This is a genomic window from Paenibacillus sp. J22P165, from assembly GCF_059692015.1.
Genome location: NZ_JCAUAP010000014.1, coordinates 148,089 through 162,506, shown reverse-complemented (window position 1 = coordinate 162,506; position 14,418 = coordinate 148,089). Strand labels below are relative to the sequence as shown.

At 45.3% G+C, this 14,418-nt stretch carries 11 protein-coding genes and 16 tRNA genes; 25 read left to right on the top strand and 2 right to left on the bottom strand.

Going from position 1 to position 14,418, the window contains the following annotated elements; genetic code table 11:
• The first annotated feature begins 145 nt into the window (after positions 1-145).
• The 21 genes from AC58QM_RS29705 (at position 146) to AC58QM_RS29605 (ending at position 8,997) form a co-directional block, all read left to right on the top strand.
• Positions 146-221 (top strand) — tRNA-Asn (locus AC58QM_RS29705).
• A gap of 3 nt (positions 222-224) precedes the next feature.
• Positions 225-316: transfer RNA gene (locus tag AC58QM_RS29700), tRNA-Ser, on the top strand.
• Between the two features lie 15 nt (positions 317-331).
• A tRNA-Glu gene (locus AC58QM_RS29695) sits at positions 332-406 on the top strand.
• Positions 407-420: 14 nt separating this feature from the next.
• Positions 421-493: transfer RNA gene (locus AC58QM_RS29690), tRNA-Val, on the top strand.
• A gap of 56 nt (positions 494-549) precedes the next feature.
• Positions 550-626, top strand: a tRNA-Met gene (locus AC58QM_RS29685).
• A 12-nt stretch (positions 627-638) separates the two neighbouring features.
• A tRNA-Asp gene (locus tag AC58QM_RS29680) sits at positions 639-715 on the top strand.
• Positions 716-736: 21 nt separating this feature from the next.
• A tRNA-Phe gene (locus AC58QM_RS29675) sits at positions 737-812 on the top strand.
• Positions 813-827: 15 nt separating this feature from the next.
• Positions 828-903, top strand: a tRNA-Thr gene (locus tag AC58QM_RS29670).
• Positions 904-912: 9 nt separating this feature from the next.
• Positions 913-994 (top strand) — tRNA-Tyr (locus tag AC58QM_RS29665).
• Positions 995-1,005: 11 nt separating this feature from the next.
• Positions 1,006-1,079, top strand: a tRNA-Trp gene (locus AC58QM_RS29660).
• Between the two features lie 25 nt (positions 1,080-1,104).
• A tRNA-His gene (locus tag AC58QM_RS29655) sits at positions 1,105-1,177 on the top strand.
• Positions 1,178-1,199: 22 nt separating this feature from the next.
• Positions 1,200-1,271: transfer RNA gene (locus AC58QM_RS29650), tRNA-Gln, on the top strand.
• Positions 1,272-1,279: 8 nt separating this feature from the next.
• Positions 1,280-1,354, top strand: a tRNA-Gly gene (locus AC58QM_RS29645).
• Positions 1,355-1,364: 10 nt separating this feature from the next.
• Positions 1,365-1,438: transfer RNA gene (locus tag AC58QM_RS29640), tRNA-Cys, on the top strand.
• Positions 1,439-1,449: 11 nt separating this feature from the next.
• A tRNA-Leu gene (locus AC58QM_RS29635) sits at positions 1,450-1,538 on the top strand.
• A 17-nt stretch (positions 1,539-1,555) separates the two neighbouring features.
• Positions 1,556-1,634: transfer RNA gene (locus tag AC58QM_RS29630), tRNA-Leu, on the top strand.
• A gap of 252 nt (positions 1,635-1,886) precedes the next feature.
• Complete coding sequence (locus AC58QM_RS29625; RefSeq protein WP_497288382.1) at positions 1,887-3,596, top strand: sensor histidine kinase; 1,710 nt, start codon at positions 1,887-1,889, stop codon at positions 3,594-3,596.
• On the top strand, positions 3,589-5,193 hold the full coding sequence (locus AC58QM_RS29620; RefSeq protein ID WP_497288381.1) for a response regulator: 1,605 nt from the start codon (positions 3,589-3,591) through the stop codon (positions 5,191-5,193). The genes AC58QM_RS29625 and AC58QM_RS29620 overlap by 8 nt, the downstream gene beginning before the upstream one ends.
• A 225-nt stretch (positions 5,194-5,418) precedes the next feature.
• The gene (locus tag AC58QM_RS29615) at positions 5,419-6,405 is read left to right on the top strand and encodes an ABC transporter permease (RefSeq protein WP_497288380.1); all 987 of its coding nucleotides are present in this window, start codon (positions 5,419-5,421) and stop codon (positions 6,403-6,405) included.
• Positions 6,406-6,420: 15 nt separating this feature from the next.
• Positions 6,421-7,371 carry a carbohydrate ABC transporter permease gene (locus AC58QM_RS29610; protein ID WP_497288379.1) on the top strand — a complete coding sequence of 317 codons (951 nt, stop codon included), beginning with the start codon at positions 6,421-6,423 and terminating at the stop codon, positions 7,369-7,371.
• A gap of 75 nt (positions 7,372-7,446) precedes the next feature.
• The gene (locus AC58QM_RS29605) at positions 7,447-8,997 is read left to right on the top strand and encodes an ABC transporter substrate-binding protein (RefSeq protein WP_497288378.1); all 1,551 of its coding nucleotides are present in this window, start codon (positions 7,447-7,449) and stop codon (positions 8,995-8,997) included.
• A gap of 83 nt (positions 8,998-9,080) precedes the next feature.
• Here the strand turns inward: AC58QM_RS29605 and AC58QM_RS29600 are convergent, their stop codons facing one another.
• Positions 9,081-9,188: a YjcZ family sporulation protein gene (locus AC58QM_RS29600; protein ID WP_497258310.1), complete on the bottom strand. Its 108-nt coding sequence runs from the start codon at positions 9,186-9,188 to the stop codon at positions 9,081-9,083.
• 251 nt (positions 9,189-9,439) lie between these two features.
• Here AC58QM_RS29600 and AC58QM_RS29595 point away from each other — a divergent pair, with 251 nt between their 5' ends.
• Entirely contained in the window at positions 9,440-10,150 is a 711-nt protein-coding gene (locus AC58QM_RS29595) for a class I SAM-dependent methyltransferase (RefSeq protein WP_497288385.1), read from the top strand.
• Positions 10,151-10,234: 84 nt separating this feature from the next.
• On the top strand, positions 10,235-11,449 hold the full coding sequence (locus AC58QM_RS29590) for an ROK family protein (RefSeq protein WP_497288377.1): 1,215 nt from the start codon (positions 10,235-10,237) through the stop codon (positions 11,447-11,449).
• Here the strand turns inward: AC58QM_RS29590 and AC58QM_RS29585 are convergent.
• Positions 11,439-12,233, bottom strand: a complete 795-nt coding sequence (locus AC58QM_RS29585) for an alpha/beta fold hydrolase (protein ID WP_497288376.1) — start codon at positions 12,231-12,233, stop codon at positions 11,439-11,441. The two genes, AC58QM_RS29590 and AC58QM_RS29585, sit on opposite strands and share 11 nt — an antisense overlap.
• 185 nt (positions 12,234-12,418) lie before the next feature.
• Here AC58QM_RS29585 and AC58QM_RS29580 point away from each other — a divergent pair, with 185 nt between their 5' ends.
• Positions 12,419-12,802 (top strand): hypothetical protein, encoded by a 384-nt coding sequence (locus AC58QM_RS29580; RefSeq protein WP_310501636.1) that lies wholly within the window; start codon positions 12,419-12,421, stop codon positions 12,800-12,802.
• 220 nt (positions 12,803-13,022) lie between these two features.
• Complete coding sequence (locus AC58QM_RS29575; RefSeq protein WP_497288375.1) at positions 13,023-14,390, top strand: molybdopterin-dependent oxidoreductase; 1,368 nt, start codon at positions 13,023-13,025, stop codon at positions 14,388-14,390.
• Positions 14,391-14,418 lie beyond the last annotated feature (28 nt).

Below are 14,418 nucleotides of genomic sequence, written 5' to 3'. Positions count from 1 at the left end.
CGAGGTGGAAGTGCGGCAACGTATGCAGCTGACGAATACTAATCGGTCGAGGGCTTAACCAAAATTCCTAAGTAATCTAACTTTACGTTGAAGTTTCGTATCTAGTTTTCAAGGAATAAATCCTTGAAAGATTCATTGTTCCTATTCCCTGATAGCTCAGTTGGTAGAGCACTCGACTGTTAATCGAGTTGTCACAGGTTCGAGTCCTGTTCGGGGAGCCATATGGAGAGGTGTCCGAGCTGGCCGAAGGAGCACGATTGGAAATCGTGTAGGCGTCACAAGCGTCTCGAGGGTTCGAATCCCTCTCTCTCCGCCATAATCTTTCTAGCAAGGCCCGTTGGTCAAGTGGTTAAGACACCTCCCTTTCACGGAGGTAACAGGGGTTCGAGTCCCCTACGGGTCACCATTTTTACTTCCCATGGAGGCTTAGCTCAGCTGGGAGAGCATCTGCCTTACAAGCAGAGGGTCGGCGGTTCGATCCCGTCAGCCTCCATCATTTTTCCTAATGAAAGACTTGATTTAATAGGAAACGTGACTTATACTTAATGACGCGGGGTGGAGCAGCCCGGTAGCTCGTCGGGCTCATAACCCGAAGGCCGCAGGTTCAAATCCTGCCCCCGCAACCAAATAATGAATGTGGAGCTGTGGTGTAGTGGCCTAACATGCCTGCCTGTCACGCAGGAGACCGCGGGTTCGAATCCCGTCAGCTCCGCCATTATCACATTCATTGCAGTAAGGCTTTGTAGCTCAGTCGGTAGAGCAGAGGACTGAAAATCCTCGTGTCGGCGGTTCGATTCCGTCCAAAGCCACCATTTTTAACTAAATAAGCCGTTGTAGCTCAACTGGTAGAGCAACTGACTTGTAATCAGTAGGTTGGGGGTTCAAGTCCTCTCGACGGCACCATTGCTTTGTGGAGGCTTAGTGAAGTGGCTAAACACGGCAGACTGTAAATCTGCTCTCTTCGAGTTCGGTGGTTCGAATCCATCAGCCTCCATTTCTTTATGCAGGGGCATAGTTTAAGGGTAGAACAAAGGTCTCCAAAACCTTTGGTGTGGGTTCAATTCCTGCTGCCCCTGCCAAAAATGCAAGAAACCTAATATTGTGGCGGTCGTGGCGAAGGGGTTAACGCACCGGTTTGTGGATCCGGCATTCGCGGGTTCAAGTCCCGTCGTCCGCCCATTATTACCAAAGCAACATAATGGGGATTAGCCAAGCGGTAAGGCAACGGACTTTGACTCCGTCATGCCAAGGTTCAAATCCTTGATCCCCAGTTTTATATGCGGAAGTGGCTCAGCGGTAGAGCATCGCCTTGCCAAGGCGAGGGTCGCGGGTTCGATCCCCGTCTTCCGCTCCATTATTACTAAGGCGCCATAGCCAAGTGGTAAGGCAGAGCTCTGCAAAAGCTTTACCCCCAGTTCGAATCTGGGTGGCGCCTCCACAATCTTATTAGCCGGAGTGGCGGAATCGGCAGACGCACAGGACTTAAAATCCTGCGGTAGGTGACTACCGTACCAGTTCAAGTCTGGTCTTCGGCACCATTGTTTTACAAGTTTATGCCGGCATGGCGGAATGGCAGACGCGCTCGACTCAAAATCGAGTCCGAAAGGGTGGAGGTTCGAGTCCTCTTGCCGGTATAATGAAAAAGAAGCCTGTGAAATCATTTGATTTCATGGGCTTTTTTGTATTTGCTTTATGATAGACGACTCTGGCCAAACATTGTATCTATAATGCTATGTACATGTGTTTTACGGATAGTAAAATAGGAAAAGGATGTATACAATGATAGATCATACCCTAAATGACAGATGAGGCGGGAAATCCTTTTGAATATAGTGAATTCAGTAAGGTTTAAAATTTTTATTGGGTTTGCGCTGGTGGTAGCTCCATTGGTTTTGTTCTTAGCTTTTAATAATGTGTACTCCATGAATGTGGTAAGAGATCAAATATCCCAAAACTATAATAAGCTCCTGCAGCAATATGTGGAGGACACGGATAATACGCTCAAAGAATTCGATAATTATTTATTTCATCTATATAGTGATCCTGATGTAATCAATATGAACTTGTACCCGTTAGAATCGGATGATTATGTGCTGGCGAAGCAACGGTTATTCAATAAGTTAACTCGACAGTTGGATATATACAACTTGGTTAATACCTTTTTTGTATTTTCAGCTACTACGGGAGATCTGTTGGTGTCAACGAGAGAAAATACGTATTACTATGATCGCGTTCAGACAGTGAAGGAATTTATCGTAGATAATACGAAGACCCGGCCAAATGATAGTTCCAATGGCAACTGGCTCATTATGAAAGCTTCGAATGGTGATCACTATTTGATGAAAATTAATAAGGATCTAGGGGCGGGACTGTCGGGCGGCATTCTTATTAAAATGAGCAGCATGGTTGAGCCGCTTAGCAAATGGGATACCGGCGAAGGTGGAGGAACTACAGTGGTGTCACCAGAGGGGACTACGTTAACAAACACCTATTTCCCTTTGCAAAGATATCAAAACATCAGCGATCAAATAGCGCCCAAAAACTCAGGCTTTCAAATTGTGAAAGACAAGGAACTCGATCAGCAGTTTTTGATTGTGCGCGAAGCCTCCACACATGCTGATTTGGATTTTGAGCTTATTATTGCTGAGAAAAATATGCTCAAGAATTTACCGTATTTGCAGCTGTTGATTTACTTTTTGCCATTAGGCGGAGCCTTCGTTCTGGGAATTTATTTGTTGTATGTCCAGCGCATCCTTTTCAAACCATTGATGCAATTAATTCGTGGGATGAGGAAGATTGCGCAAGGGGAATTATCGATACGGTTGCATGAAGGCAGCTCGACGGAATTCGCCTTCCTGATCGCGACATTTAACAACATGGTGGATCAGATTGAGAATTTGAAGATCTCGGTGTATGAGGAGAAGATCCGTGTTCAGCAGGCGGAATTTAAGCATTTGCAGGTGCAGATAAATCCCCATTTTTATATGAATAGTTTAAATATTATTTATAACCTCGCGGCGTTAAAGGATACGAAGTCCGTGCAAAAGATGTCCTTGCATCTGGCGGATTATTTCCGTTTTATTATGCGTACGAATCGAACGACGATGACGCTGAAGGATGAAATCGATCATATTCGGAATTATTTGGAGATTCAGGTAATGCGCTATCCGGATCATTTGACTTTTGACATCCAATTACCCGAGACATACAGTCAGTATGCGATTCCGCCACTCATTGTCCAGCCATTTGTAGAGAATGCAGTGATTCATGGTTTTACAAAAAAGTATGGAACCTATGTGATTCAAGTGAAAGCTGAGCAGGATCCAGAAGCATCTGAGGAGTTCTTCATCCTCTCAATTAGTGATAACGGGGAAGGCTTTCAACCGGAAATGCTACAGCAATTGAATTCCGCTCAGTATTTGGACCAATCAGGTGATGAGCATCTAGGGATCTGGAATGTGCGACATCGGTTGCAGATGAATTATGGAAACAAAGTTGCACTGCGATTTCTGAATAAGCCGGACAGAGGGGCTATGGTGCAAATCAGGCTGCCGCTTCATACCGCCGTTGTGGAAGGGATGGATAAAGATGTATAACCTTTTAGTTGTAGACGATGAGAAGATTGCGGTTAAAGGAATAACGGTGGGGATCGACTGGGGAACGTTTCCGATTGGTCACATTTTTGAAGCATTGGATGTAAGTGAAGCGAAAGAGATCCTATCACAGAATCGCATTGATATTATGATTTCGGATATAGAAATGCCTGGCGCCAATGGTTTGCAGCTCCAAGAGTGGGTGCGAATGAATTCACCGCAAACAGAGACAATTTTCCTGACAGGTCATGCGAACTTCGAATATGCCAGGCAGGCTGTTCGTTTAGGGAGCTTTGATTATGTGTTAAAGCCGGTGGATCACGATCGTCTGCAAGACATTGTGAAGCTCGCCATCGCGAAGATCAAAGAGGATCAGGAGCATTTGGATTTTCATGAAACGTATAAAATGTATTATAGTCACTGGGTCAATGAGCTTCCGACTTTGGTGGAGAAGTTCTGGCAGGAGCTGCTAAGCGGGAAAATACCAGCAAATGAGGAGCGGTTAACACGTCATTTCCAGATGTATGAAATCCCGCTGGATATGACCAGCACTATTTTACCTATCTTAATCAGTGTGGAGCACTGGAAAGAAGAACTCAACGCGAGAGACGAAGAGATCATGGAGTATGCAATTCGAAAAGCTGCTGCTGAAATCATTATTGTAGATCAGGCAGGTTGTGTGATTCAGGAGAATGGCTCATCCTTAGTTCTGCTATATGTAGCTGAAGGAAGTCAGCCATCGTTAACTGATATTAAAGCAAAATGTGAGGCTTATATTAGTGCGTGTCATCGCTATTTTCAGTGCAGCTTGTCCTGTTATGTAGGTGAGGAAAGTTCTTTGCTTAAACTAACGGCGAAGGTTGCGGATCTATTTCAAAATGAGCGAAACAACGTGACGAAAAGCAATTGTGTCCTTATGGTCAGTGAGATGGATCAGCCGCATCTGAATAAGCCGCAAGCACCAACCTTTTCCGATTGGATCGTGTTATTAGAGTCTGGAAAGAAGGCAGAACTAGTAGCTCGCATTCAAGAGAATATTGATCGTCTGCAGAAGATGGATGACGTGGGCTCTGAAACCGTAGAGGCTTTCTACTATGGTCTGCTGCATGTGGTGTATCATGTTTTGCACAAAAAAGGATTAACGGTTCATGATATGCTGCCTCATCAAGATTTGCAGGATTATAGCAATGCAACACGCTCTTTAAATCAGCTTAGGAACTGGGCTGTGCGCATCGCGCAAATAAGCTGTGACTATATGAATAGCCATCTGAAAGGCGTATCGGCTGTTACAGCGAAGGTATGCCAATATATTGATGAGCATATGGAAGAAGAGCTTAGTAGAGAGGAATTGGCGGCCTCAGTATATCTCAATCCGGCCTATCTATCACGTTTATTTAAAAAAGAAACAGGACTTTCCATTTCGGAGTATAGCCTAAAGGTTCGAATGGAGAAAGCGATGAAGCTGTTAGCCGAAACAAATGATAAGATCAGCTATGTGGCGGAGCAAACGGGCTATTCACATTTTTCCTTTTTCGCGAAAATGTTCAAGAAGTATTCTGGTCTTTCTCCGCAAGAGTATCGGAAAAACTTTCAGGGCTGAAGCGGCTTGAAAGAAGGATCAAACATAACTGACAAAAAGCTGCCTAAATGGGCGGCTTTTGTGTTTTATTTTGCATAAATACTAGCTCTATCGGCAGTTTCCGTCGAATGTCACAGAAGTGCTGATTCGGTCACGCCGAAGATAGAGATTTAGTAGTAAACGCTTTACAATGAACCTATAACAGAGAGGCAAGCGGATGGATTGGAAAGGGGAGCATAATAGAAGATGAACGATACGTCAAATACGGCAGCGCAAGCAGCCCCTATACGTACTACAAAACGTCGAACTCACGTCAAAGTAAGCTTTCTATGGACAGTACGCAAGTATTGGATATTCTACGTAATGATGGCGCCAGCAGCATTATTATTAATCATTAACAACTACATTCCAATGGCGGGTGTTCTGATCGCTTTCAAAAACGTGAATTACACGAAAGGGATATTAGGAAGTCCTTGGGTTGGCTTTGATAACTTCAAGTATTTATTCTCCAGTGAGGTTGCGTGGGTCATTACTCGGAATACGATCTCTTATAATCTGGTGTTTATCGTATTGAACTTAGTGATAGCAGTCGCGATGGCCATCATGTTCAATGAGATGCGTAGTAAATTCCTATCTAAGTTTCATCAAAGCACGATGTTTCTACCTTTCTTTCTGTCCATGGTATGTGTTGCTTATCTAGTGTACGCTTTCTTGGGAGCAGAGCATGGCTTCGTGAATACGGTGCTCCTGCCTAAATTAGGTTTTGAACCGATTGACTGGTATACAGAGCCGAAATATTGGACAGTTATCCTGCCGATCGTGAATACATGGAAAAACCTTGGTTACTATACGGTCATCTACATGGCGGCCATTATTGGTATTGATCATGAGTATTATGAGGCAGCTTTAATTGACGGAGCGAATAAGTGGCAGCAAGTGAAACGGATTACGATTCCGCTTATCATGCCTGTTATGATCACGATGACACTCCTGCAGGTAGGTAGAATTTTCTATGCAGATTTCGGCTTGTTCTTCCAAGTAACCAAAAACGCGGGTGCATTATTTCCGACGACACAAGTTATTGATACCTATGTGTATCAAACGTTCTTAACGATGGGGGATATCGGAATGTCATCGGCAGCAGGTTTGTATCAAGCAGTAGTAGGCTTCCTACTAGTTCTAGTTACGAATTTATTTGTTAGAAAAGTGAGCAAAGAGAATGCACTATTTTAAGAAGGAGTGGCTGTCGTGAGTGAAGCAATGTCTGTACGCAAACAACAACAGCGGATAGCCAAGAAGCGAGGACCGAACGATTTATCACCTACAGCAAATATGTTGGTAAACGTATTCTTCTGGATTTATACCGCAGCATGTATAATGCCTCTTATATTAGTAATTATTGTATCCTTTTCCGATGAAAAGGGAGTTCTGATTCATGGCTACAATTTCATCCCGGAAGCTTGGAGCTTGGAAGCCTATAAATTCATGTTTAAGGATTGGCATCAAATCTTACGCTCCTTCGGGATCTCAGTCTTCTTAGCAACGGTGGGAACAGCGATTAGTTTAGTCATGATGTCGCTATACGCGTACCCCATTTCGCGAAGTGATTTTCCACATAAAAGCTTTTTCTCCTTCTTCATGTTCTTTACCATGTTGTTCAATGGAGGACTCGTTCCTTGGTATCTGGTCTATACGCAGATGCTGGACTTGAAAAATACGATTGCAGCGCTCATGCTGCCCCTACTCGTATCCGCTTTCTTCGTACTACTGCTGCGGACGTTCTTTGCTAATTCGATCCCGATGCCATTAATTGAAGCAGCGAAGATTGATGGAGCCGGTGAGATTCGGATTTTCAGTCAAATTATTATACCGCTTTCCTTACCTGTATTGGCTTCGGTTGGTTTGTTCCAGGTACTGAACTATTGGAATGACTGGTTCCTCAGTCTGGTGTTCATATCAGGCAGTAAAAACATCAATCTGCAGTTCATGATGTACAAGACGATGCTGGATATTCAGTTTCTGACATCTAATGTGCAGGCAAGTCAAGGTTTATCACAAGCAGGGGGAATGCTGCAGCTGCCAACGGAAACGGTGCGCATGGCGATGGCTGTACTCGGTATAGGCCCGATCGTGTTCGCGTATCCCTTTTTCCAGAAGTATTTTAAGAAAGGCTTAACGGTTGGCGCAATAAAAGGTTAGTTGGATACGGCTTGTACCAGTTATGACTGGTTTAGCATATAGGAATAATTGAGATAAAAGGGAGGCAATCCATCAATGAAAGCTTTGAAAAAAAGCACTCTTGCACTTCTTACACTATCGTTTTCGTTATCACTCACTTTGGCGGGCTGTTCAAAGAGTACACCAGAGCCTACAACAAGTGCTACAGCAGCACCGGCAACAAGTACGGCACCTGCTGCAACGAAAGCAGCAACGACAGACCTGAAACCGTATGAAGTGAAGTTAGTCTACCCTGGTACGCCGCAACCGGATCAAGCTAAAGTCGAAGATGCGATGAACAAGGTTTTGAAAGAAAAAATTAATGCAACGATCAAATTAATGCCAATCGACTGGGGTCAATGGGATAACAAAACGAACTTAATGATCGCTTCCCGTGAAGAGTTCGATATCCTTTTCACAGCGCAATGGAATGGTCACGCTGTCAATGTGGGTAAAGGCGCATTAATGCCACTGAATGATCTGATTGGGCAATATGGAAAAGGTATTACGGATTCCTTAGACCCAGCTTTCCTTCAAGGCGCTAAAATCAATGGTAAAAACTATGGTGTGCCAACAAATAAAGAACTTGCAGCATCAGGTGGCATTGTGTATCGTTCCGATATTGCGAAAGAGCTAGGAATTGATATGGCGGCTGTTAAAACGATGGCAGACTTAGGCAACGTGCTTAAAACGGTCAAAGAGAAAAAGCCTGAAATGACAGCTTTCTTCCTTCGCGACGGCGATAACCTGAATGCGCACTATTTGGCCCAATATGATTATCTGGGAGACAGTACAATTCCAGGTGTCATCATGAAAGACGGCACAGATACGAAGGTTATTCCGAAGTGGGATCAACCGCGTTACAAAGAAATTTTGAAATTAACTCGTGATTTTATGCAAAAAGGTTATATCAATAAAGATGCGGCTACGACGCAATTGTCAGGTCAAGATGCATTGAAATCTGGTAATGTGTTCATGATTACGTCTTCATTAAAACCAGGTAAAGATAGTGAATTAGCTAATGCAACTAACTTGGTCGGCAAGCTTGGACAAATCGAGCTTACACCACGTACGATTTCTACTGGCGACACGGCAGGTTCCATGTTAGGGATTTCCGTAACTTCTAAGGATCCAGCTCGTACGATGATGGTCATTAACCTTTTGCACACGGATAAACAATTGAACAACTTAATTAACTTCGGTATTGAAGGAACGCACTACACGAAAGTGTCTGACAACATTATTAAAGCTACTGATGCAGGTAAAAACTATGCGCCTGGTGCTGCTTGGCAGTTCGGTAACCAATTCTTGAACTACTTGTATGACAATGAAGATCCGAAGAAATGGGATAAATTCAAAGAGTTCAACGCATCAGGTAAGAAATCCCCTGGTCTTGGCTTTACGTTCGACTCCGAGCCTGTTAAAACGCAAGTGGCTGCAGCCGTTAACGTAGGTAAAGAGTTTGACGCTGCGATGGATACAGGTTCTGTGGATATGGATGCTTCCTTGCCGAAATATCAAGATAAAATGAAAGCAGCAGGCATCGACAAAATTATTGCTGAAAAGCAAAAACAATTGGATGCATTCTTAGCAGCATCGAAGAAATAAGTTGTTGTATGTATAAGGGGATAAGGAGCCAAGCTCAGATGAGCTATGGCTCCTTATTTGTGTTTCCGAACATGTATAACTAATTACCAAGCATAAGTCATAGTTACAATAACGAGCAATACAAACAACACAAGAATAGCAGCAGCAGAAGTTCCACCATAACCTGCACCAGTACCTACAGCAACACCCATTTATGTCACCCCCCCTCTCTAGGAATGCTCTTCCGCAGAAGCGAATGAGAGACAATACTATCCTATGGAGAGATGTCACGCTTTGCTTGGGTGTTTCGCCTAATTCTGATGGGACAACCCCTATTTTTGGGCATGAGCCTGTTTTTGGAAAAAGGTGGCGAGAAGTTGAACAAGTGACAGGAGCCTTCCATATGGTAGAAAAAGAAACGTAATGCCATTGCGGAGGTGTAAGGGCTATCGATTACTTGGATATGTTAGCGAAGCTCGGGATAGGAAACGCACATCCCGGGGGATTTGGAGAGACCATCGAGCAATTAAAGAGATATCCGATTGAAAGAGGGAAAAAAGTGCTGGAGGTTGGTTGCGGAACAGGTAGAACGGCCTGTTATTTGGCGGAGCAGGGTTGTGATGTAACCGCAATTGATATACGTCCAGAAATGATTAATAAAGCGAAGATTCGAGCGGAAAAGCAGGGGGCTCAGGTGAATTTCTTGATAGGGGATGTGTGTCATCTGCCATTCGAGGCGAATACGTTCGATGTTGTGATGGTCGAATCCGTCACGAACTTTGCAGATGCGCAGAAAGCCGTATCGGAGTATTACCGGGTATTACAACCAGAAGGCAAGCTGTACGACCGAGAAGTGATTAAAGTAAAAGACATGACAACAGGCATTCATAGGGCGCTATGCAGCTTCTATGGGGTGAGTAAGATTTATAAGCTGGAAGAATGGCAAGAGTTACTGGAAAGTAATCAATTCCGTTCAGTCGCCTCGACAGGGATTCACCCTTTTCCATTGACGATGTTCGAAGATCAAGTTCAGCACCCAGATCCTGTTCATTTGTCTGATCGACAATCCTTTATGGATCCACGTGTGTGGCAAATCACGGCGAGATATGATGAGCTCGTTAGTAAATATCATCCTTATATGGGCTATACCTTAATGATGGGCACTAAGCTCTAAGTGATAAGGACACAATAAGAAGCAGGATAATGATTCCTTCACGGCGAAACTTATGAGAAAGATTATCGTTGGGGGCTGCTTCTTTTGAACGTAGATATCATAACAGAACGAATATCGAACCGAAAAGCCAAGGAAGTATACGAGCTGATTACACGTCAAACTACGGTTTCGAAAATAGATTTATTAGAACAAAGCGGTATGACGGTCTCTACGTTGACACGCCTGTTGGAAGAGTTAACGAGTCAGGGACTCATTTTGGAATCCGGCTTTGGTGTATCTACGGGCGGGCGTAGGCCGATTTTGTACGAGAAGAATCCGGCCTATGCTTATATATTTGGTTTGGAAATCTCCCGAACATTGTCCAAGCTGGTACTTGTCGATTTAGGAATGAATAAGCTGGAAACCAAGAGCTGGACCATGACAGAAGTCATGACGCCCGCAGCGCTTCTTCCCCTTATTGCCGAGGAAGCCAAGCATATGTTAGTTCAGCATGGCATTGATATTTCTCAGGTGTTGGGTATTGGGGTTGGGGCCGTAGGGCCAGTTGACCGAATATCTGGCGTTATTCTGGAGCCCTCTTATTTCCCAGCGATTGGTTGGAGGCATGTAGAAATCTGTCATTGGTTAAGTGAAGCCCTACAGATCCCGGCGCTGCTGGATAATGGTGCGAACACGGCGATTCTAGCTGAATCCTGGCACCAGCGAACAAGGAGCTTTAAGCATCTCCTTTATATACATGCAGGCGTAGGCTTACGCTCTTCGATGGTGTCGGAAGGAAAGGTCATCTATGGGGCAGTGGATATGGAAGGCTCAGTAGGGCAAATGATTATTCAAACGGATGGTGTTCCCCATCGTAACCAAACTGGTAATTATGGCGCATTGGAATCGTACGCTTCATTGTATGCCATTGAGAAGGCAGCTAAATCAGCCTTAAAGCAAGGCAGATCAACTGTGTTGGTACATATGGTTGAGGATCCCGAGCAAGTCACCTATAAGCATGTTATGGAGGCGCTCAAAAAAAATGATCCCCTAGCCGTGGAGATCGTGACGGAGGCAGCGACCTATTTCGGGATCGGCCTGGCGAATTTATTGAATATTTTGCACCCAGAGAAAGTGATTATCGGGGGGCCATTAATTACAGGCGGGGAGTTGTTCTTCCAGACAGCAACGCAAGTTGCTATCCGCAAAACTTATTATTACCCCGCCTATCAGGTTATCTTTAGCAAAGGACAGCTAGGCGATGAAGCACTTGCCATCGGCGCGGCCGTGATGGTTATGAACCAGCTGGTTAAGCCTTAACTCCTTTAAGAAAATTAAGAAGCAAGGCATTAAAGACGTCAGGTTTCTCCATCGGGGTAAGATGAGAAGCAGCAGGAATTACGTGATAGCTAGCTCCTTGAATATGATCGGCCATGGATTTCATGACATCTGGAGGCGCAATGGCATCCTGCTCACCTGCAATAACGAGTGTTGGTACTGTAATGGTGCTTAGCAAGGGTACGGAGTCATCACGGAATGCCATCGCAATGCTGGCATGGACAAGCCCTTCCGCTGGCATGCTATCCATAATCAGTTTAAGGCTATCAACCAGCTGCGGCTGCTCTTGCAGGGTTGTTGCAGTCACAAGCTTTGGAAGCATGGCATCACGAGCTGCCGCGGCTCCCTTATCGTATAAGGAGACAGCCATATTCATACGATTTTTCCGCCCTTCTTGGCCGTCTGGCTCGGGGCGTGTGTTGGCAAAAATGAGTCCAGAAAAGCGTTCAGGCGCTAAACGCAGTAGAGCAAAAGCGACATAGCCACCCATGGAGAAGCCTCCGAGGGTGGCTTTTTCTATACCTAAATCATCCATGAGGGCAAGGATATCTTGCGCATAATTAGTGAGAGACATCGGGGATACAGGGACATTGGATTGGCCCATCCCGCGGAAATCTGGAGCGATTACACGGTAGTGGGATGACAAAGATTCGACCTGAGCTTGCCACATGCGATGATCCAAAGGAAAGCCATGAAGGAGGATAACTGCAGCCCCTTGACCTTGATCTTGAACGAATAATTCAGTACCGTTTACATGTTTTTTCATACGTTTTCTCCCTCCAAGAATCGGTTTTTGTAAAAAAATATCGAAAAAGTTATGTCTTCATACTTTCATTATGGTTAACTCATACTTACTTAACATTTCATTGCTATTCTCTGATTATACCTTTAGTACTTCACCAAGAACAGGCAAAATGAAACATTCATATTTACGAAATGGGGATTATTGATATGACTAAGAAACCATGGTCCACGCAAGAGTTGGACAAATTAATTCGCCTTTCCTCGGAGTGTCCGCCAGTTGTCATTGCTAGAGAACTATCTCGTCCTGTCACATCTGTTCGCAAGAAAATGCGTGAAATGGGTGTCAGCTACGTATCGGGAGAGCAATGGAAGAAAAGTCAAATTCAATACCTCATTTCGGATGAAGGAACTTCATATAAAAACAAACATAAGTTAACGCAAGAATCGAATGAAAATGGATTTGAATCCCCTGTGCTGGACGAGTTCTGGACGACCCTTGTGAAAATGGCTCGCGTAGCTAAAAAAAGGGGGAAACGGGTCGATGTCCTATCGTTTATCGATACATACCGGAAGATTCGTATTGGCGGTTAACGACAACTATATAAACAAATGAAGGTGAAATCCGTGATGACGTGATTTCACCTTTTTCTTTTTGATGAAAGATGAAGGTTAATAGATGAAAGGTGAAAGACGAAAGATAAAAGATAAAAGATGAAAGATGAAAGATGGACTGATAAATTTATCCAAAATTATAAGCTAATTTTAAGGTTAATGCGGTATGATAGATGCATAATCTTATGGAACGTATCCCATGAAGGATGTGGCGAAGGTGGAGTCAAAAAGAGGCTGGCTCAAGCAGTCGTTTGGAAAGCGGTTAAACGCCATTCATAGCTGGAATGCTTGGATTTTGGTGCTGTTGACTGTGACGGGAATTGTGCTCAGTATTGGCGCAATCCGCGGGGATCTTGGTGCTTTTCGTGTAACGCTGAAGCAGCTTCACATCTATTTGGGAGTCGCCTCGGTGCTGCTCATGGTGCTGTATGCACCCATGATACGCAAGCATTGGCGACAAATTCGCGCGCGGCGCAACCAACGCGCGAATCTGGTGTTCGTGCTCGCACTCCTGATCGGCTGGGCCGCATCAGGCGTAATCCTGTGGCAGTTCCGCCACATGCCACCGGCTCTGAATAACGCGGCACTCCTCGTGCATGACCTACTAACCTGGGTCGGAGTGCCGTATGCCGTGTACCACGCCATCTCGCGCAGCCGATGGCTGAAGCGCCAGCAGCGGCTCGAGCAAGCCGTTGCCATGACTAAACCGCCCGCATCGCTGCAGGCGGTCACAGCCCCTGCTGCCGCCGCTAGCGTGGCAGCGGCGGATCCGGTGGCGTCAGAGGACGCCACGGCAAAGCGCACAGCAGCGCAGGCGGTGATCGCCGCGCTGAAGGAATCACCGATCACACGCGCCTCCTTCCTGCGACTCGTCGCAGGGGTGGTGCTCGTGATCGCGGTCGGTCCCGCCTTTTATCGCTGGATAAAAGGCGCGTTCGATACCGGCGGGTCGTCGACCGCCGACTATGTGGCAAGCGACGGCAACCGCATGCTGCCGCCGCCAGAGCCACTTCCCGATTCCTCCGCAGTCGTAGGCGGAGGGGCCAAAGGGAATTTCCGTATCTACACCGTAACGGAAATTCCGGCTTTTTCATCAGATACATGGAAATTTGCTATCTCGGGTTTGGTAGATAAGCCTAATGCATGGAACTGGGATCAGTTCATGCAGATGAAACGCACGGTGCAAGTCAGTGACTTTCATTGTGTGACGGGTTGGTCTGTGTACCAATGTACCTGGGAAGGTATTCCCTTGAAGCAGCTATTAGCAGCAGCAGGCGTGCAGGCATCTGCTAAGTTTGTGAAGTTTTATTCAGGTGACAAAGTGTACACCGATGCACTTTCCTTGAGTCAAGCAAACGGGGACGATATTATGGTCGCGGTCTTACTCGACGGCAAACCGATTCCACAGCAATTAGGTGGACCGGTACGCCTGATTGTACCGAAGATGTATGCGTATAAATCAGTGAAGTGGCTGCAAGCCATTGAGTTAATCGATAAGGAGCACATGGGGTACTGGGAAGTACGCGGCTATGATAACGATGCATGGGTCGGCACATCCAATGGATAATCTTGGTTGACCATGAGTGAAGCGGGGA

Coding starts and splice junctions, on each gene's coding strand:
- AC58QM_RS29595 (WP_497288385.1), top strand. CDS start 9,440: ATGTTAGCGAAGCTCGGGATAGGAAACGCACATCCCGGGGGATTTGGA.
- AC58QM_RS29600 (WP_497258310.1), bottom strand. CDS start 9,188: ATGGGTGTTGCTGTAGGTACTGGTGCAGGTTATGGTGGAACTTCTGCT.
- AC58QM_RS29615 (WP_497288380.1), top strand. CDS start 5,419: ATGAACGATACGTCAAATACGGCAGCGCAAGCAGCCCCTATACGTACT.
- AC58QM_RS29585 (WP_497288376.1), bottom strand. CDS start 12,233: ATGAAAAAACATGTAAACGGTACTGAATTATTCGTTCAAGATCAAGGT.
- AC58QM_RS29605 (WP_497288378.1), top strand. CDS start 7,447: ATGAAAGCTTTGAAAAAAAGCACTCTTGCACTTCTTACACTATCGTTT.
- AC58QM_RS29575 (WP_497288375.1), top strand. CDS start 13,023: ATGAAGGATGTGGCGAAGGTGGAGTCAAAAAGAGGCTGGCTCAAGCAG.
- AC58QM_RS29580 (WP_310501636.1), top strand. CDS start 12,419: ATGACTAAGAAACCATGGTCCACGCAAGAGTTGGACAAATTAATTCGC.
- AC58QM_RS29620 (WP_497288381.1), top strand. CDS start 3,589: ATGTATAACCTTTTAGTTGTAGACGATGAGAAGATTGCGGTTAAAGGA.